15 protein-coding genes are annotated in these 18,489 nt (G+C 69.2%); 8 read left to right on the top strand and 7 right to left on the bottom strand.

Annotated features, from left to right (window positions below; all coding sequences use genetic code 11):
- Nucleotides 1-17: 17 nt before the first annotated feature.
- The 3 genes from dxs to LZ017_RS01550 are packed head-to-tail and all read right to left on the bottom strand — an operon-like array spanning nucleotide 18 to nucleotide 3,124.
- A complete protein-coding gene (gene dxs, locus LZ017_RS01560) occupies nucleotides 18-1,946 on the bottom strand; it encodes a 1-deoxy-D-xylulose-5-phosphate synthase (RefSeq protein ID WP_241298300.1) in 1,929 nt (642 codons plus the stop codon).
- Nucleotides 1,947-1,969: 23 nt separating this feature from the next.
- Nucleotides 1,970-2,845 (bottom strand): polyprenyl synthetase family protein, encoded by an 876-nt coding sequence (locus LZ017_RS01555; protein WP_241298299.1) that lies wholly within the window; start codon nucleotides 2,843-2,845, stop codon nucleotides 1,970-1,972.
- A 12-nt stretch (nucleotides 2,846-2,857) separates the two neighbouring features.
- The gene (locus LZ017_RS01550) at nucleotides 2,858-3,124 is read right to left on the bottom strand and encodes an exodeoxyribonuclease VII small subunit (protein WP_241298298.1); all 267 of its coding nucleotides are present in this window, start codon (nucleotides 3,122-3,124) and stop codon (nucleotides 2,858-2,860) included.
- Between the two features lie 314 nt (nucleotides 3,125-3,438).
- Between LZ017_RS01550 and LZ017_RS01545 the strand changes: the two genes are divergently transcribed.
- From LZ017_RS01545 to LZ017_RS01530, 4 genes are all read left to right on the top strand, one after another.
- Nucleotides 3,439-4,551 (top strand): aromatic ring-hydroxylating dioxygenase subunit alpha, encoded by a 1,113-nt coding sequence (locus LZ017_RS01545; protein ID WP_241298297.1) that lies wholly within the window; start codon nucleotides 3,439-3,441, stop codon nucleotides 4,549-4,551.
- A gap of 109 nt (nucleotides 4,552-4,660) precedes the next feature.
- Nucleotides 4,661-5,572 carry a DMT family transporter gene (locus LZ017_RS01540; RefSeq protein ID WP_241298296.1) on the top strand — a complete coding sequence of 304 codons (912 nt, stop codon included), beginning with the start codon at nucleotides 4,661-4,663 and terminating at the stop codon, nucleotides 5,570-5,572.
- A gap of 14 nt (nucleotides 5,573-5,586) precedes the next feature.
- Entirely contained in the window at nucleotides 5,587-6,444 is an 858-nt protein-coding gene (locus LZ017_RS01535) for a sulfurtransferase (protein WP_374109859.1), read from the top strand.
- Nucleotides 6,445-6,545: 101 nt separating this feature from the next.
- Nucleotides 6,546-6,980, top strand: a complete 435-nt coding sequence (locus LZ017_RS01530) for a universal stress protein (RefSeq protein WP_241298295.1) — start codon at nucleotides 6,546-6,548, stop codon at nucleotides 6,978-6,980.
- 93 nt (nucleotides 6,981-7,073) lie between these two features.
- Here LZ017_RS01530 and LZ017_RS01525 read toward each other — a convergent pair whose 3' ends face one another.
- Both LZ017_RS01525 and LZ017_RS01520 read right to left on the bottom strand, forming a co-directional pair.
- Entirely contained in the window at nucleotides 7,074-7,853 is a 780-nt protein-coding gene (locus tag LZ017_RS01525; protein ID WP_241298294.1) for a ZIP family metal transporter, read from the bottom strand.
- A gap of 185 nt (nucleotides 7,854-8,038) precedes the next feature.
- A complete protein-coding gene (locus tag LZ017_RS01520; RefSeq protein WP_241298293.1) occupies nucleotides 8,039-8,911 on the bottom strand; it encodes a dienelactone hydrolase family protein in 873 nt (290 codons plus the stop codon).
- Nucleotides 8,912-9,112: 201 nt separating this feature from the next.
- On the opposite strand from LZ017_RS01520, the gene LZ017_RS01515 reads away from it, so the two are divergent.
- Entirely contained in the window at nucleotides 9,113-10,627 is a 1,515-nt protein-coding gene (locus LZ017_RS01515) for a Ppx/GppA family phosphatase (RefSeq protein WP_241298686.1), read from the top strand.
- A 48-nt stretch (nucleotides 10,628-10,675) separates the two neighbouring features.
- On the opposite strand, the gene ppk1 is transcribed toward LZ017_RS01515, so the two are convergent.
- The gene (ppk1, locus tag LZ017_RS01510; protein ID WP_241298292.1) at nucleotides 10,676-12,721 is read right to left on the bottom strand and encodes a polyphosphate kinase 1; all 2,046 of its coding nucleotides are present in this window, start codon (nucleotides 12,719-12,721) and stop codon (nucleotides 10,676-10,678) included.
- A gap of 76 nt (nucleotides 12,722-12,797) precedes the next feature.
- On the bottom strand, nucleotides 12,798-13,742 hold the full coding sequence (locus LZ017_RS01505) for a UDP-2,3-diacylglucosamine diphosphatase (protein WP_374109868.1): 945 nt from the start codon (nucleotides 13,740-13,742) through the stop codon (nucleotides 12,798-12,800).
- A 104-nt stretch (nucleotides 13,743-13,846) separates the two neighbouring features.
- On the opposite strand from LZ017_RS01505, the gene LZ017_RS01500 reads away from it, so the two are divergent.
- The 3 genes from LZ017_RS01500 (at nucleotide 13,847) to LZ017_RS01490 (ending at nucleotide 18,471) form a co-directional block, all read left to right on the top strand.
- Nucleotides 13,847-14,785 (top strand): hypothetical protein, encoded by a 939-nt coding sequence (locus LZ017_RS01500; RefSeq protein WP_241298290.1) that lies wholly within the window; start codon nucleotides 13,847-13,849, stop codon nucleotides 14,783-14,785.
- The gene (recJ, locus tag LZ017_RS01495) at nucleotides 14,785-16,545 is read left to right on the top strand and encodes a single-stranded-DNA-specific exonuclease RecJ (RefSeq protein WP_241298289.1); all 1,761 of its coding nucleotides are present in this window, start codon (nucleotides 14,785-14,787) and stop codon (nucleotides 16,543-16,545) included. The genes LZ017_RS01500 and recJ overlap by 1 nt, the downstream gene beginning before the upstream one ends.
- Nucleotides 16,546-16,641: 96 nt before the next feature.
- Nucleotides 16,642-18,471 (top strand): bifunctional diguanylate cyclase/phosphodiesterase, encoded by a 1,830-nt coding sequence (locus LZ017_RS01490; RefSeq protein WP_241298288.1) that lies wholly within the window; start codon nucleotides 16,642-16,644, stop codon nucleotides 18,469-18,471.
- The last annotated feature ends 18 nt before the right edge of the window (nucleotides 18,472-18,489 follow it).

The raw sequence follows: 18,489 nt of genomic DNA, 5'->3' as shown, positions 1-18,489 counted from the left end.
AGGACTTGCCTTACTCGTTACTCGTTCGCGACCGAGCGCAGCAGGGGCGCGGACAGGAAGCGTTCGCGGATGGATTTCTCGATGCCGGCTGCATCCAGTCCGCACAAGCTCATCAGCTTGACCGGGTCGCCATGCTCGACGTACTCGTCCGGAAGACCGAGCTGCAGCACTGGCAGGGTCAAGCCTTGCGCGGACAATGCCTCGGTCACCGCGCTGCCGGCGCCGCCCATGATGCAGCTGTCCTCAACGGTCACCAAGGCGTCGTGCGTGCGCGCCAGTTCGACCACCAGTTCCAGATCCAGCGGCTTCACGAAGCGCATGTTGGCCACGCTGGCATCCAGCGCCTCGGCCGCCTTCAGTGCCGGGTAGAGCAGCGGCCCGAAGGCCAACACGGCGATGCGCGGCGTGCCGCGGCCATGGGTCTGGGGCCGCGCCGAATGGCGACGCATCTCGCCCTTGCCCCAGGGCCAGGCGGTCAGCGGCTTGGTCATCTCGGCACCGACGCCGGCGCCGCGCGGATAACGCACCGTCGCCGGGCCGGTGTGCTGGTAGCCGGTGGTCAACGCCGTGCGGCATTCGGCCTCGTCGGCCGGCGTCAGCACCGCCATGTTGGGAATGCAGCGCGTGAACGCAATGTCGTAGTTGCCTGCGTGGGTGGCGCCGTCCGCGCCCACCAGACCGGCCCGGTCGAGCGCGAACAGCACCGGCAGGTTCTGCAGCGCCACGTCGTGGATCATCTGGTCGTAGGCGCGCTGCAGAAAGGTGGAGTAGATCGCCACTACCGGCTTCAGCCCTTCGCAGGCCAGCCCGGCGGCAAAGGTCACCGAATGCTGCTCGGCGATGCCCACGTCGTAATAGCGGGTGGGGAAGCGCTGGTGGAACTCCACCATGCCCGAGCCCTCGCGCATCGCCGGTGTGATGCCCACCAGCTTGGCATCCTGCTCGGCCATGTCGCACAGCCATTCGCCGAACACCTGGGTGAAGGTGGGCTTGGGCGGCGTCGCGGCCTTCACGAAACCCACGGCGGGATCGAACTTGCCAGAGGCGGCGTGGTACTTGACCGGATCAGCTTCGGCCAGCTTGTAGCCCTGGCCCTTCTTCGTGACCACATGCAGGAATTGCGGGCCCGGACGGCTGCGCAGGTTCTCCAGCAGCGGGATCAGCGACTCCAGGTCATGACCGTCCACCGGCCCGACGTAGTTGAAGCCGAACTCCTCGAAGATGGTGCCCGGGCCGACCATGCCCTTGGTGTGCTCCTCGAAGCGGCGCGCGAACTCGTACAGCGGCGTGTTCTTCAGCACGCTCTTCGCGCCCTCGCGGGCCGCCGTGTAGAAGTTCCCGCTCATCAGACGGGCCAGGTATTTGTTCAGCGCGCCCACCGGCGGGCTGATCGACATGTCGTTGTCGTTCAGGATGACCAGCAGGTCGCCCATCAACCCGCCGTGCGGAATACCGGCGTTGTTGAGCGCCTCGAAGGCCATGCCCGCGGTCATCGCGCCGTCGCCGATGATGGCCACGGCCTTGCGCGACTCGCCCTTGAGCTTGGCGGCCATCGCCATGCCATGCGCTGCCGAGATGGAGGTGGACGAATGGCCGGTGCCGAAGGTGTCGTACTCGCTCTCGTCGCGACGGGGGAAACCGCTGATGCCGCCCCGCTGGCGCAGCGACAGCATGCGATCACGCCGCCCGGTCAGCACTTTGTGCGGATAAGTCTGGTGCCCCACATCCCACACCAGCCGGTCCTCGGGGGTGTTGAACACATAGTGCAGCGCAACGGTCAGCTCCACCGTGCCCAGGTTGGAGCCGAGGTGGCCACCGGTCTTGGAAACGCAGTCCAGCACATAGGCACGCAGCTCGTCGGCGAGCGGCTTGAGCTGCTGGCGCGGCAGCTTGCGCAGATCGGACGGGCTCTCCACCTTGGCCAGCAAGGGATAGTTGTTGAGCATCTTGTAACCCTACCCTTACGTCTTCAGTGCTGCCGGTCCACGACCTTGTCGGCCAGCAGGCCCAGCCAGGCGGTGTTCGCCAGACCGCTGGCTGCCAGCGCGCGGTGCGCTTCCAGCCGCAGTTCGTCGGCATAGCGGCCGGCGGCCTCCAGGCCCAGCAGGCTGACATAGGTCGGCTTGTTGCAGTCCTGATCCTTGCCGGCGGTCTTGCCCAGCACGCTGGAGTCCTGGGTCACGTCCAGAATGTCATCCACCACCTGGAAGGCCAGGCCCAGCGCTGCGCCGTAGTCGGACAGCGCGTTCCAGGCCTTGTCGGAAACGCGCCCGCAGGCGGCCCCCATCAGCACCGAGCCCTGCAGCAGCACGCCGGTCTTGCGCCGGTGCATGTCGCGCAGCTCGGTTTCGGTCAGCGGCTTGCCGATGCTGGCCAGGTCGATGGCCTGGCCGCCAGCCATGCCGGCATAGCCCGATGCGCGCGCCAACAGGCGGCACAGCCGGGCCTGCAGCGCGGGATCCACACCCTCGTCGGGCGTGAGCACTTCGAAGGCCAGCGCCTGCATCGCATCGCCGGCGAGCATGGCCTGTGCCTCGCCGTACTGCACGTGCAGGGTGGGCTTGCCGCGCCGCAGCACATCGTTGTCCATGCATGGCATGTCGTCATGCACCAGCGAATAGGCGTGGATCAATTCCACCGCGCAAGCCGCGCGCATGGCGGCCTGCCCCAATCCGTCCACTGCCTCGGCCGCCGCCAATACCAGCAAGGGGCGCAGGCGCTTGCCCGCCCCCAGCACCGCATAGCGCATCGCTTCGCCCAGCCCTGCGGGCGCCTCGTCCGGCACCCAGGCCTCGAGGGCCGACTCGACGTCCTGCAGCGATCGCTTGACCCATTGATCGAACACGCCTGCATCCAATTAAGAATCCTCCCAGGGCTTCACGTCATTTCCTTCCACCAGGCGGACTTGTTGTTCGACGACCTGCAGTTGGGTGCGGCAATAGTTCAACAGCTCGGCCCCTCGACGGTGGCTGGCCAGCAGCTGATCGAGGGGAAGCTGGCCGGTTTCCATATCGGACACCAGACGCTCCAACTCGGCCAAGGCCTGCTCGTAACTGGCCGCAACCGGACGGTCCGTATCGGACGCAGCGGCGGCGGGCTTGGCGCTGGCTGTTGCTTTGCTCATTTTTTGACGCGAAAACGTGGATTGTACGCAGCCCCTCGACAGGCCAAGCACGCCCCTCCATGAAGGGACGGCTTGAGTTCCATCGCCGCCACACTGCGCAAGCCTCCGCGACGCGCACGATCGAGCCGGCGGGATTTGACCTGGGCCAAGCCCCCGATGGTCGGCACGGGTACAATCTTTCCCTCGTTTGCCGGCAGCAGCCTGCTGTCGGTGTTTTGGCGCGGCCCTTCCGCGCTGCAACCCGGCCCGCTTGAGCCCAGCCCCATGTGATCGCCGGGGGGTTGACATTGGTTTCTTGGAGAACCCTTTGGATCATGTCCGACCTGAGCCTCTCCCTCAGTTCCCTTGAACGCAGCCGCACCCAGCTGCATGTTTCTTCCTATTTCGACGAGGACCTGCTCCGCAAAGAGCAAGAACTCATCTTTCAGCCCGGTCCCCGCTACCTCGGGCACGCGCTGGCCGTGCCGGAGGTGGGCGACTACTACGCCTTGCCCCAGGAGGGCGAGGGCCGCGCGCTGGTGCGCACGCCAAAGGGTCTGGAGCTGATCTCCAACATCTGCCGCCATCGCCAGGCGGTGATGCTCAAGGGCCGGGGCAACACCAAGAGCAATATCGTCTGCCCGCTGCACCGCTGGACCTACGATCTGCAGGGCCAGTTGATCGGCGCGCCGCACTTTGCGCAGGATCCCTGCCTGAACCTGAACCGCTACAAGCTGCGCGAATGGAACGGCCTGCTGTTTGAGGACAACGGCCGCGACATCGCCGCCGACCTTGCCGGCATGGGGCCGCGCGGGGCACTGGACTTCAGCGGCTACCAGCTGGACAAGGTGCACATCCACGAGTGCGACTACAACTGGAAGACCTTCATCGAGGTCTATCTGGAGGACTACCACGTCGGCCCCTTCCACCCGGGGCTGGGCCAGTTCGTCACCTGCGACGACCTGGCCTGGGAGTTCGGCCGCGAGCACTCGGTGCAGACGGTGGGCATCAACAAGGCGCTGTCCAAGCCGGGATCCGACATCTACAAGATGTGGCATGAACAGGTGCTGCGCTTCGATGGCGGCCAGGCGCCGACGCAGGGCGCGATCTGGCTCACCTACTACCCCAACATCATGGTGGAGTGGTATCCGCACGTGCTGGTGATCTCCACGTTGTTCCCCACCGGCGTGCAAAAGACCACCAACATCGTCGAGTTCTACTACCCCGAGGAAATCGTCGCCTTCGAGCGCGAGTTCGTTGAGGCTCAGCAGGCCGCCTACATGGAGACCTGCATCGAGGACGATGAGATCGCGATCCGCATGGACGCAGGCCGCAAGGCGCTGATGCAGCGGGGCGACAACGAGGTCGGCCCCTACCAGAGCCCGATGGAAGACGGCATGCAGCACTTCCACGAGTGGTACCGCGCGAAGATGCAGATCCGCGACTGAGCCTGCCGCTGGATCTCTTCGGAGCCCTCGCTCCCGATCACGCCCCGCCTCGCGGGGCGTTGTTTCTTGTGCCCGGCAGAAACGCCTGGCCGATGGACAATCCGACCCCATGTCTGCTCCGCTGTTGATGGCGCTGGCGAGCCTGCTGTTCGCCACCATGGGTGTTTGCGTCAAGCTTGCGTCGGCCTATTACGGCGCGAGCGAGATCGTGATGTATCGCGGTCTGGTGGGCACCTGCATGCTTGCGCTGCTGTCGCGCTACCAGGGCGTGAGCCTGCGCACGACGGTGCCCGCCATGCATTTCTGGCGCAGCCTGTCGGGCGTCATCTCGCTGTCGCTCTGGTTCTACGCGATCAGCCAGTTGCCGCTGGCCACGGCGATGACGCTGAATTACATGTCCTCGGTCTGGATGGCGCTGTTCCTGATCGGTGGCGCGGTGCTGATGGGTGCGGCGCGCGTGGACCCGCGCCTGGTCGCCACGGTGCTGCTGGGTTTTGTGGGCGTCGCGCTGGTGCTGCGGCCCTCCATGCAGCAGGACCAGGCCTGGCATGCGCTCGCCGGCCTCGCCTCCGGCATGCTGGCCGCGATGGCCTACCTGCAGGTGACCGCGCTGGGTCGGGCCGGCGAGCCGGAGATGCGCATCGTCTTTTACTTTTCGCTGGGCGGCGCGCTGGCCGGCGGCGCGATCAGCCTGCTCACTCAGGGCGGCTGGCATGGCCACAGCCTGAAGGGCGCACTGCTGCTGCTCGCGGTGGGAGTGCTCGCGACGCTGGCCCAGCTGCTGATGACGCGCGCCTACGGCCGCGGCAAGCCGCTGGTCAACGCGTCGCTGCAATACCTGGGCATCGCGTTCTCGGTCGGCTATGGCGTTTTGCTGTTCGGCGACCGGCCGGGCTGGAGCGCGCTGCTCGGTATCCTGCTGATCGTCGGCGCTGGACTCGCCGCCAGCCTGCTGCGCGCACGCAGCGCGCCGGCCGCGGCGAGCAAGCCCGAGCCCACCCCTCCCCCTTCGGAATCCTGACCCCGGAGTCACACATGAGCCACCGCACCCTGATGTCCGTCGCCGAGCTGCAGCCGCTGCTGAACGGCAACGCCGCGCCGCTGCTGATCGACTGCAGCTTTGACCTGGCCGACACCGAAGCTGGCCGACGCGCCTATGTGCAGGGCCACCTGCCCGGCGCCCACTATCTGCATCTGGACGAGGATCTCAGCGGCGCCAAGACCGATGCGCAAGGCGTCTTCCGCGGCCGCCATCCCCTGCCCGACCGCGAGCGCCTGGCCGCCACGCTGGCCGGCCTGGGCCTGACGGCCGGCCGCCAGTTGGTGGCCTATGACGCACAAGGGGGCATGTATGCCGCGCGCCTGTGGTGGCTGGCGCGCTGGCTGGGCCACGAGGCCGTGGCCGTGCTGGATGGTGGCCTGCCCGCCTGGCGCGCGGCGGGCTTGTCGCTCAGCGCCGAGCTGCCCTCACGGCCCACGCCGGGCAGTTTCGAGGCCAGCGCCGCGTTGGAGCGCACGCTGGACGCCGAGGCGTTGCAGCAGCAGCTGGGGCGGTTGCGCCTGGTCGATGCGCGGGCGCCCGAGCGCTACCGCGGCGATGTCGAGCCGCTCGACGCCAGGGCCGGCCACATCCCCGGCGCGCGCAACCGCTTCTTCAAGGACAACCTGCAGGCCGACGGCCGCTTCAAACCCGCCGAACAGCTGAAGGCAGAGTTTCTGCCGCTGCTCGCCCCTTACGCCTCGGAACAAGTGGTCCACCAATGCGGCTCGGGCGTCACCGCCTGTCACAACCTCCTCGCGATGCGCCATGCCGGCCTGAGTGGCGCGGCGCTCTATCCCGGCTCGTGGAGCGAATGGTCGGCCGACCCCGAACGATCGGTCGCGCGCGGCTGATCGAGGGCAGCGACCCCGCCAGCGCCTGGCGTTGCTCTTGACTTGGCGCAAGAGGCCGGCAGCATGAAGGCCGGACACTTTGTCTACACAGGAGGATCGCCATGTTCAAGCGCATCATCGTTCCGACCGACGGTTCGGACATCACGCAAAAGGCCGTCGAGACGGCCGTCCAGCTGGCCAAGCTCCATGGCGCCACGGTCTACGCCATCAGCGTCAAGGAGCCCTTCCCCTACAGCGCCGTGTCCGAGATGCAGCCCACGCCGCCGCAGGAATTCTTCGACGCCCAGGAGCGCATCGCGACCGAGCGTCTGCAACAGGTGGTCGCCGCCGCAAAGACGGCCGGCGTGCCGATCGAGGCGCACAGCGTGGAAGCGCTGCATGCCTGGGAAGCCATCATCGAACATGCTGGCCGGGTGCAGGCCGACCTGGTGGTGATGGCCTCGCACGGCCGCCGCGGCTTCCAGGCCCTGCTGCTGGGCAGCGAAACCCAGAAGGTGCTGACGCACAGCACCATCCCGGTGTTGGTCGTCCGCTGAAGACCCGCCCGCTCAAGAAGGCCCCGGGCCGCGCCCTGGCCTTCTAGCCCCCTCGATGGCCTGACGCGAAGCGACAGGTCGCGAGGAATCCGCTCAGTGGCCGTGCTGGCTGCCCACCAGCAGCAGCACCGTGCCAATGCCGATGGCCAGCCACAAGAGTTGCGCCGCCGTCTCCCGCCAGGGCAGACGGCGCTGCAGCTGCGGAATCAGGTCGGCCACGGCCACATACACGAAGCTGCTGGACGCCACGACCAGCAGATAAGGGAACAGGTCCTGCCAGGGCCCCACCAGGAAGTAGCCCAGCAGCCCCCCCGCCACCGCCGCCAGCCCCGACAGCGCGTTGAACAGCAGCGCGCGCGTGCGCGTGAAGCCGGCGTTGATGAGCACGATGTAGTCGCCCACCTCCTGCGGAATCTCGTGCGCGATGATGGCCATCGCGGTGACCCAGCCCAGATGGTGATCGGCCAGGAAGGCCGCGGCGATGATGATGCCGTCGCAGAAGTTGTGAATGCCGTCTCCCACCAGCACCGCGAGGCCGCCGCGGCCGGCCTGCTCGCGGTCGAAGTGGTGATGATGGTGATGCCCGTCGTCCTCGTGATGGTGACTGTGCCGGTACAGCTCGGCCTTCTCCAGCAGGAAGAAGAACATCAGTCCGCCCAGCAGCGTGAGGAAGAGTCGGTGCGGGTCGGCCCCTTCTTTCTCAAAGGCCTCTGGCAGCACGTGCAGCAGGGCAGTCGCCAGCAGCACGCCGGTGGACAGGCTCACCAGGTTCTTGACCACCCGGCCCAGCAGGGAGACCGTCAGGCTCGCGGCAATCAGCACCGAGGCGAGGCCGCCGGCCAGGGTTGCGATCAGGATGTAGGTGAGGGTCATGACGAAAATGGCGCGCTCCAGGGCGCGCCATGTACTGTGTCTGCGTTTGATTCTCTCAGACTCGTCAAGCCCTCCCGTGTTTACGGGACGGCGGGTCGGTGCGCGATGCGCCCCCGCCCCCGCCCCCGGGGTCAGGCCTTGCCTTCCCTGGGCCTCAGGCGGCGCGTCAGCGGGCCCGCGGCGGCTCAGACCCCGTGTTCGCGGAACCAGGCCAGGCAACGCGACCAACCATCGCGCGCCTCCTCGGCGCGATAGCTGGGCCGGTAGTCGGCATGGAAGGCATGCGGCGCATTCTTGTATAGCACGAACTCGCTGGCCCGCGCCGCCGCACTGCCATGTGCCAGCGCCTCCTGCATGCGCGCCAGGCTGCCCACCGGGATGCCGGCGTCCTGGCCTCCGTACAGCCCCAGCACCGGCGCTTTCAGCCGATCCGCGAGCTGGACCGGATGGCGTGGCGTCAGTGGCGACTCCTGGCCCTCCAGCCGCCCATACCAGGCCACGCCCGCTTTCAGCGCCGGGTTGTGGGCCGCGTAGAGCCAGGTGATGCGCCCGCCCCAGCAGAAGCCAGTCACGCCCAGGCGCGACGCGTCCGCGCCCTGGGCGCGCGCCCAGGCCACGGTGGCGTCCAGGTCGCCCATGACCTGGGCGTCGGGCACCTTGGCGATCACCTCGGCCATCAGCTTGCCGATCTCGCCATAGGACGAGGCATCGCCCTGGCGAATGAAGAGCTCGGGCGCGATCGCGAAATAGCCGGCCTTCGCGAAGCGGCGCGCCACATCGGCGATGTGCTCATGCACGCCGAAGATCTCGCTGACCACCAGCACCACCGGCGCGTGCTTCTTGCCCCGGGGCGCGGCACGGTAGGCCGGCATCCGGAAGTCGCCGACCGGGATCATCACCTCGCCCACCTCCAGCCCCTCGCTGTCGGTGCGCAGGGTCTGCGCGCCCACCGGCAGCACCGCGGCGGCAAAGCCGCTGCCCACCGCGGTGCGGACGAAATCGCGCCGGTCATAGCCGCGCGAGGGCAGCAGACTGTCGAGTTCCTGGCGTAGTTCCATGCTCAAGCTCCTGTGGGTGTGGCCATGCCGTGAAGTCTTCGCGCGGCTCGACGGGCGCGCTGCCCCCGTCGTCGTCTGCGCAAACGCGCGGCCGATTCTAGGAACAGCGACGAGCTCCTGCAGCCAGGGGGATTGCGCATGCAAAGCGCCACAAAGCCGCGTAGGCGCCCTGCGGAACCGCGACAATGCGGGCCCATGAGCATGCCGTCCTCCTCTCCCGCCCCGCAGGCCCTGGCCGCCATCGACATGGGCTCGAACAGCTTCCGCCTGGAGATCGCCCACATGCACCGCGGCAGCTATCGCCGCGTCGAATATCTGAAGGAAACGGTACGCCTGGGCGCCGGCCTCGACGAGCAGAGCATGCTGACCGAAGCGGCGATGCAGCGCGGGCTGGACTGCCTGCAGCGCTTCGCCACGCGGCTGCAAGGCATGCCCGGCAGCCGCGTGCGCGCGGTCGCGACGCAGACCCTGCGCGAGGCGCGCAACCGCAACGCCTTCCTGGCCCGCGCGCAGACCGTGCTCGGCCATCCCATCGAAGTGATCTCCGGCCGCGAGGAAGCTCGTTTGATCTATGCCGGCGTGGCCCGGCTGCAGCCGGCCGAGGAGCCGCGCCTAGTGATCGACATCGGCGGACGCTCCACCGAAATGATCCTCGGCCAGGGGCGCCAGCCGCTGAAGGCGGAGTCCTTCCAGATCGGCAGCGTGAGCCTGTCGCTGCGCTTCTTCCCCGAAGGGCTGTTCACGCCCGAGGCCTTCCGCGCCGCGCAGGTGGCGGCCGGCGCCGAGCTCGAGGAGGCGCTGACCCTGTTCGCGCGCCATCTGTCGCGCCCGGTGTGGCAGGAGGCGCTGGGCTCCTCCGGCACCGTCGGCGCGGTCTCGCAGCTGCTGGCGGCCAGCGGCATCACCGACGGACGCATCACGCTGGACGGACTGCGCTGGTGCATCGAGCAATGCCTGGCCGCGGGCCGCATGGAGGCGCTGCAGCTGCCGGGGCTCAAAGAAGAGCGCCGCGCCGTCGTTGCCGGCGGCCTGTGCATCCTCTACACCCTGCTGACGCATTTCGAGATCGAGGCGCTGCTGCCCGCCAAGGGCGCGCTGCGCCAGGGCGTGATCTTCGACCTGGTCGAGCGACTGGAGGCGCAGCAGGTGCGCGACGGGCACGACATGCGCGACTTCTCGGCGGCCGAGCTGCAGCAGCGTTTCGGCGTGGACCGAGAGCAGGCGGCGCGCGTGCAGGAGGTGGCCTTGCAGCTGCATCGCCAGCTCGTTCCGCGCGCGTCGCCCGAGTTGCGGCGCGAGCTGGGCTGGGCCGCCGCGCTGCACGAGATCGGCATGATGGTCTCGCACCACGACCACCACCGCCACAGCGCTTACCTGCTCGCCCACGTGGACGCCCCCGGCTTCTCGCAAAGCCAGCTGCGCCGCCTGGGCGACCTGGCGCTGGGCCAGCGCGGCGGACTGCGCAAGCTGGAGGAGCAGCTGCAGGACGAATCGCTGCTGTGGCAGCTGCTGGCACTGCGACTGGCGGTGATCAAGTGCCATGCGCGCAGCGCCGTGGACGCACGCGCGATGCGGCTGGAGCGACGTGGCCGCCAGATCAGGGTGCGCATGCCGCGGGGCTGGACGCAGAACCATCCTCGCGCCCACTACCTGCTGCGCGAGGAAATGGCGGCCTGGTCCAAGCTCGAACTGCTCACCCTCGATCTGCAGGACTGAGCCCGGTGCTTGCGCGCCGGAGGGCGAGTGTGCCGGCGGCCGCCAGGCTCAGACCTGGAAGTGCCGCATCAGGGCCTGCTGAGCGCTGATGCCGTCTTCGCTGACGCGCTGGCTGCGGCCGTCCGGCCCCAGTTGCCAGGCGTCCAGGCTGTCGTGCAGATAGGGCTGCAAGGCCTCGTCAATCACGCGCTGGCGCAGCTTGGCGTCCAGCACCGGCCACGCCACCTCGATGCGGCGCAGCATGTTGCGGCTCATCCAGTCGGCGCTGGACAGGTACAGCGCCTCGTCGGACTCCGCCTTGCCCCAGCGGAAGTAGAACACCCGCGAGTGCTCCAGGAAGCGCCCGACCACCGAGCGCACCAGGATGTTGTCGGTGACGCCCGGCAGGCCCGGCGGCAGCATACAGGCGCCGCGCACGATCAGGTCGATGCGCACGCCGGCCTGCGCGGCGCGGATCAGCGCGTCGATCAGCGCCAGGTCGGTCAGCGCGTTGGTCTTGATCACCACCCGCGCCACATGGCCCTGGCGTGCCGCCTGCTCGGTGCGCGCCAGCAGCTCCAGCATGCGCGCATGCATGTTGAAGGGCGCGAGCAGCAGCTTGTGCGGCGCCTTGAACTTGGACATCGACGCCAGCTGGCGGAAAGTAGTGTCCATGTCCGAGGTCAGCTCGGGGTCGGCCGTCAGATAGCCCAGATCGGTGTACAGCCGCGCCGTCTTGGGGTTGTAGTTGCCGGTGGACAGATGGCCATAGCGGCGCAGCCGCCCACCCTCGCGCCGCGTCACCAGCAGCAGCTTGGCATGGGTCTTCAGGCCCACCATGCCATACACCACCTGCGCACCCACGGCCTCCAGCCGTTCGGCCCAGTTGATGTTGGCCTCCTCGTCGAAGCGCGCTTTCAGCTCCACGACCGCTAGCACCTCCTTGCCGCGGCGCGCCGCCTCGATCAGCAGGTCACCCAGCACCGACTTGCTGCCGGTGCGGTAGATGGTCTGCTTGATCGCCAGCACGTCCGGGTCCTCGACCGCCTCGCGCAGGAACTCCACCACCGGCTCGAAGCTCTCGAAGGGATGGTGCAGCAGCACATCGCCCTTGTCGCGCAACTTGTCCAGGATGGACTTGCCGCGCGACAGCCGGCGCTGCGGCCATACCGGCTCATGCGGCGCGAAGCGCAGCTCGTCTGCCTCGGTCTGGTCGATCAGCTCGTTGAGCCGCACCAGATTGACCGGGCCATTGACGCGGTACAGCGCCGCCTCCGGCAGCTCGAACTGCTCCAGCAAGAAGCTGGACAACTCCTCGGGGCAGGTGTTGACCACCTCCAGCCGCACTGCGCGGCCGAAGTGGCGCGTGGTCAGGCCCGAACGCAACGCGTGGCGCAGGTTCGCCACCTCCTCCTCGTCCACCTCCAGGTCTGAATCGCGCGTGACGCGGAACTGCGAGAAGGCCTCCACATGCCGCCCCGCGAACAGCTCCTCCAGATGGGCGCGGATCACGCTGGTCAGCAGCACGAAGCTCTGCTTGCCCTCGCTGAGCTGGGCCGGCAGCTTGATCACGCGCGGCAGCACGCGCGGCACCTTGACGATGGCGATGCGGTTGTCGCGCCCCAGCGCGTCCTTGCCCGTCAGCCGGGCGATGAAGTGCAGCGACTTGTTCGCCACCTGCGGGAAGGGATGGGCGGGGTCCAGCCCCACCGGCACCAGCAGCGGCCGCACCTCGCGCTCGAAGAAACGCGCCACCCAGCGCCGCTGCGCCTCGTTGCGGTCGGCGTGGTTGAGGATCTGGATGCCCTGCTGGCCCAGCGCGGGCATCACCTGCTCGTTGAAGATCGCGTACTGCTGGTCGATCAGCTCGTGCGCGGCGCGCCCGACCCGGGCCACGTCCAGCGAGTTCACGCCCGAGGCGCTATCGCGCATCGCGTCCAGCATGTCGGCGAAGCGGACCTCGAAAAACTCGTCCAGGTTGGACGAGACGATGCAGATGTAGCGCAGACGCTCCAGCAAGGGCACATCGGCGCGTTGGGCCTGGGCCAGCACCCGGCGGTTGAATTCCAGGATGGCCTGCTCGCGGTTGAGCAGCTGCACGGTGGCTTGACTCATGAACTCATTCTATGAAGCTCGTGTGACGGGACCGTGACGTCGGACGAGCGGCGACGTCCTGCGGTCGCTCGGGGGTTCAGGCCGCTGGGCGCATCGCGGCGGCCAGCGCCTCCCGGGTCCGGCCGCGCGCGGCGGCCTGGCGCGCGCCCCAGTCCAGAATCTCCAGCCGACCATCGGCATGCTCGACCAGCGCGGTCAGGCTCTCGACCCAGTCACCATCGTTGGCGTAGAGCATGCCGTCGATCTCGCGCAGCTCCGCATGGTGGATGTGGCCGCAGACCACGCCGTCCACGCCGCGCCGGCGCGCCTCGCGGGCCAGCGCCTGCTCGAAGTCACTGACATAGGAGACCGCGCGCTTGACCTTGAGCTTCAGATAGCGCGACAGGCTCCAGTACGGCAGTCCCAGCCGCGCGCGCAGCGAATTCAGATGGCGGTTCAGCTTGAGCGTGAACTCGTACAGGCTGTCGCCCACATAGGCCAGCCAGCGGGCGCACTGGATCACACCGTCGAACAGGTCGCCGTGCGTGATCCACAGCTTGCGGCCGTCGGCGGTCTCGTGGATCCAGTCCTCGGCCACCTCCACGCCACCGAAGCTGTGATGCACGTACTTGCGCGCGAACTCGTCGTGGTTGCCGGGAATGTAGATCACGCGACAGCCCTTGCGCGCCTTGCGCAGCAGCTTCTGCACCACATCGTTGTGGGCCTGCGGCCAGTACCAGCTGCGCCGCAGCTGCCAGCCATCGACGATGTCGCCGACGAGGAACAGGTGCTCGCAGCGCACCTCGCGCAGGAAGTCCAGCAGCGCCTGCGCCTGGCAGCCCGGGGTGCCCAGGTGCAGATCGGAGATCCACACGCTGCGCACCCGCAGCGATCCCTCATCGTCGCCATCGGGCCCGGACGGATCCGGCCCCAGCGGCGGCAGCGCGAACTCCGGCGGACGCTGGGTTTGGGCGGGCGGGGCGAGGCTCATGGCTGCTCCTTGGCGGCGGGGCGCCGGCGTGGGCCTTGCGGCAATGCACATATCGCCCAGCATCGCCGCGCGTGGTGTCCCGTCCATGGCAAGTCCGTGAAGGCACCGTGACAGCGCGCCGGGCGGCGGCGCGGGCCAGCCGGGATAATCCGGCCATGCATTTGTTGATTCCCCATGCCAGCGCGCTGGGCCCGGAGCATGAGCGGGCCCTGCGTGAGCTGGAGCTTCCGCATCTGGGCGCGCTGCTGGCGCGCCTGCAGCGCGACCCCGAGCCCCTGGGCAGCGACGAGTACGACCCGATCGCCCCGCACGAGCGCGCACTGGCCCAGGCACGCGGCTGGCGCGAGGAGCGCGACGGCCCGGCGCCGCTGGCCGCCTGGCGGCTGCGCGAGGCCGGCCACGACGACCGCGGTCTGGCCTGGGCGCGCTTGAGCCCGCTGCACCTGGTCGTGGGCAGCGACCAGGTCACCGCGCTGGACCCGGCCAGCCTGGCGCTGTCCGACGCCGAATCGCGCGCCTTCTTCGAGGCGCTGGCCCCGCTGTTCCCGGCCGACGAAGGCTGGCAGCGGCTCTGGCTGTCGCCCACCGAATGGATGGTCGCGCATGAGCAGTTGCAGGGTCTGCCCTGCGCCAGCCTGGAACGCGTGATCCACCGCGCCGTCGATCCCTGGATGCCCGAGCCGCGCCTGCTGCGCCGGCTGCAGAACGAGGTACAGATGCTGCTGCACGGCCATGCGCTGAATCGCGCGCGCGAGGCGCGCCGACTGCCGCTGCTGAACTCGGTCTGGATCAGCGGCTGCGGCCGCGCTGTGGGCGGTGCGCTGCCGCAAGACCTGACCCTGCTGGAGGGGCTGCGTGCTCCCATGCTGGCCAGCGACCTGGCCGCCTGGGCCCTGGCCTGGCGCGAGCTCGACGCCGGCCCTCTGCGCGACGCGCTGGCGCGCGTGAAGCGCGGCGAGCCGCTGCGCCTCACGCTGTGCGGCGAGCGCCTGGCGCGCAGCTGGCACAGCCGCCCGCTGGGCCTGCTGCAGCGCTGGCTGCAATCGCTGCGCGGCGCCGGCCAGGCGCCCGCGGCCGAACTGGAGGCCTTGTGATGAGCGGCGCGCCCCAATTGCTGGTCCGCGAGGTCCCGCCGCGGCAGGTCCTGGCCCTGGAACAAGCCGGCCTGTCGCCGCTGCTGGCGCGGCTGTATGCGGCGCGCGGCGTCTGCAGCGCCGACGAGCTGGATCCCGACCTTGCCCGGCTGCTGCCGCCCGAGGGCCTGAAGGGCATGGCCCAGGCCGCCGCGCTGCTGGCCGATACGCTGCAGGCCGGCCAGCGCCTGTGCGTGGTCGCCGACTACGACTGCGACGGCGCCACCGCCTGCGCGGTGATGCTGCGCGGCCTGGCGCTGCTGGGCGCCCGCGCGGACATGCTGGACTACGTCGTGCCCGACCGCGCCGTGCATGGCTACGGCCTCACGCCGGCCATCGTCGAGCTGGCGCTGAGCCACGACCCGCAACGCCGCCCCGACCTGCTGGTCACGGTGGACAACGGCATCGCCAGCCAGGCCGGCGTCGCGCATGCGCGCGCGCTGGGCCTCAAGGTGCTGGTGACCGACCATCACCTGCCCGCGGTCGACGAACAGGGGCAGCCCGTGGTGCCGCAGGCCGACGCGCTGGTCAACCCCAACCAGCCCGGCTGCGGCTTCGAGAGCAAGTCGCTCGCCGGCGTCGGCGTGGCCTTCTACGTGCTGCTGGCCCTGCGCGCCGAGCTGCGCCGCCGCGGCGCTTTTGCCGAGAGCGCGGCGCAGCCGCGCCTGGACGGCCTTCTGGATCTGGTGGCCCTGGGCACCGTGGCCGACGTCGTCAAGCTGGACGCCAACAACCGCCGCCTGGTCGCGCAGGGGCTCAAGCGCATGCGCGCCGGCCGCATGCAGCCCGGCGTGGCGGCGCTGTTCACCGCCGCGGGCCGCGACGCGCGGCGCGCCAACAGCTTCGACCTCGGCTTCGCGCTGGGGCCGCGCGTCAACGCGGCGGGCCGCCTGGAGCACATGGGCATGGGCATCGAATGCCTGTGCACGAACGACGCGGATCTCGCGCTGACGCTGGCACGCCGGCTGGACCAGATCAATCGCGAACGCCGCGACATCGAGGCCGGCATGCAGGAACAGGCGCTCGCGCTGCTGGACCGGCTGATGGCCGACCCGCGCCTGGCCGGCGCGCCGCCGGCCGCGCTGGCGCTGTTCGACCCCGAGTTCCACGAGGGGGTGGTCGGCATTGTCGCGTCGCGCATCAAGGACCGGCTGCACCGGCCCGTCTTCGTCTTCGCCACCGGCGCGGACGGCAACCTGAAAGGGTCGGGACGCTCCATCCCCGGCTTTCATCTGCGCGACGCGCTGGACCTGGTCTCCAAGCGCCATCCGACGCTGCTGAAGAAGTTCGGCGGCCACGCGATGGCGGCCGGCTGCACGCTGGCGCCCGACGGGCACGAGGCCTTCGCACACGCCTTCGCGCAGGTGGCGGAGGAATGGCTGGACGAATCGGCGCTGACGCGCCGCCTGCGCACCGATGGCCCGCTGCCGCCGGAGGCCTTCAACGCCGACACCGTGCGCGAGCTGGACGCGCAGGTCTGGGGCCAGGCCTTCGAGGCGCCGCTGTTCTGCGACCGCGTGCAGGTGCTCAACCAGCGCCTGGTCGGCGAGCGCCATCTCAAGCTGCGCCTGCGCCAGGGTCAGGCCTTGCGCGACGCGATCTGGTTCGGCCGCACCGAGCTTCTGCCTCAGGAGGTCACGCTGGCCTACCGACTCAGCCTGGACGAGTACCAGGGCCAGCAGCGCGTGCAGATGGTCATCGAGGCGGCGGCGGACGACTGAGCGCGCCCTGCCTGTGCGATAGGCAGACGTCTGACACGCCCGTCACCGCGTTGACACGCGAGCCGGTCACACTGCCGGCGGCCCTTCCCCGCCGCCATGCCCCTGACTGCCTCCGTCACGCCCTTGCCCGCGGTCGATCCGCTGCAGCTGGAATTCCATCGGCTGCTCACGCTGGATTGCTTCGACATCCATTTCCAGCCCCTGGTCGACATGGGCCGGGCCGAGATCCTCGGCTATGAGGCGCTGACGCGCGGCCCGGCCGACTCGCCGCTGCACTCGCCGCTGGTGCTGTTCGAAACCGCCGCCAAGCTGGGGCGGCTGGTGGAGCTGGAACGGCTGATCGTGCGCACCGCGCTGCGCCGCTTCCATGCGCTGGGCCTGCCCGGCCAGCTCTTCCTCAATCTCACCGCCGACACCCTGCTGGCGGCGCTGGGCCGCACCGAGCTGATCCAGCGCGAGTTCGCCACGCTGGACCTGCCGGCCTCGCGCATCGTCATCGAGCTCACCGAGACCCGCCCCATCCTGGAGCCCGAGCGGCTGCGCCGCAGCATGGAGGCGCTGCGCTCGCTGGGCTTCGTGGTGGCGCTGGACGACCTCGGCGAAGGCTTCGCCAGTCTCAAGCGCTGGATGGACATCCGGCCCGACTACGTCAAGATCGACCGCCACTTCATCGACGGCATCGCGCAGGAGCCGCTCAAGCAGCAGTTCGTGCGCTCTATCCTGGAGATGGCCGCCAGCAGCGGCTGCACCGTGATCGCCGAAGGGCTGGAGCAGGTCAGCGACCTCGCGGTGCTGCGCCGCCTGGGCGTGCCGGTCTGCCAGGGCTATCTGCTCGCGCGGCCCAGCGCGGCACCGCGCGCCTCGCTGCGCGCCGAGGTCGACGCGCTGATCCAGCCCGAAGGTCGGCGCCGCCACGCCGGCGGGCTGCCGCTGCCGCCCGACGCCATCACCAGCGCGGCCCAGCTCGCACGGCGCAGCCACACGGTGACGCCGCGCCTGAGCTGCCAGGCGGTCGTGGAGATGTTCAAGCGCGACGAACAGCTGTACTCCATGCCCGTGCTGGACGAGCAAAACCGGCCGCTGGGCATCCTGCGCTCGCTCCAGGTGCTCAAGCGCAGTGCCGAGCGCTACTTCATGGACATCCACGAGAAGCGCAGCTGCATCGCGCTGATGGACGCAGAGCCACTGATCTTCGATGCCGCCACGCCGCTGCGCGAGATGAGCGAGGCCATCGCCAGCCTGGACGACCGGCTGATGGTGGACGGATTCATCGTCACCCGCGACGGCGAGTACTACGGCACCGGCCGCACCTCGGACCTGCTCAAGGCGGTGTCCGACCTGCAGGTGCACTCGGCGCGCTACGCCAACCCGCTCACCCTGCTGCCCGGCAACGTGCCCACCGACCACCAGCTGGAGGCGCTGCTGCACGAGCAGCGCCCCTTCGTGGTCGCGATGTGGGACATCGATCATTTCAAGCCCTTCAACGACGTCTACGGCTACCGCATCGGCGATGACATCATCAAGACCACCGCCCAGGTGCTGCTGCAGGCCTGCGACCCGGAGCTGGACTTCGTGGGCCACATCGGCGGCGACGACTTCCTGATGGCGCTGGGCTCGCCGGACTGGGCGCGCCGACTGCAGCTGGTTTGCGATGCCTTCGACCGCGAGATCCGCCCGTTCTTCGAAGCCGAGCACCTGCTCGCCGGTGGCTATGTGACGCTGAACCGGCAGAACCAGGAGTCCTTCAACCCACTGCCCACGCTCAGCGGCGGCGTGATCGCGGTGGAGCCGGGCCAGTTCGAGAGCGCGCGCAGTCTGGCCACCGCGCTGGCCGAGCCCAAGCGCGTCGCGAAGAGCCGCAGCGGCCCCAGCCGCTATTTCCTGGACAGGCGCAGGGGCCCCTGCACCGGCAGCGGCGCGGACTGAAGGCCGCTCCTAAAATGG

The sequence above is a fragment of the Pelomonas sp. CA6 genome, from assembly GCF_022549225.1.
GTDB lineage: Bacteria > Pseudomonadota > Gammaproteobacteria > Burkholderiales > Burkholderiaceae_C > Roseateles.
The sequence above is the reverse complement of the archived record's forward strand: the minus strand, read 5'-3'. Positions and strand labels throughout refer to the sequence as shown.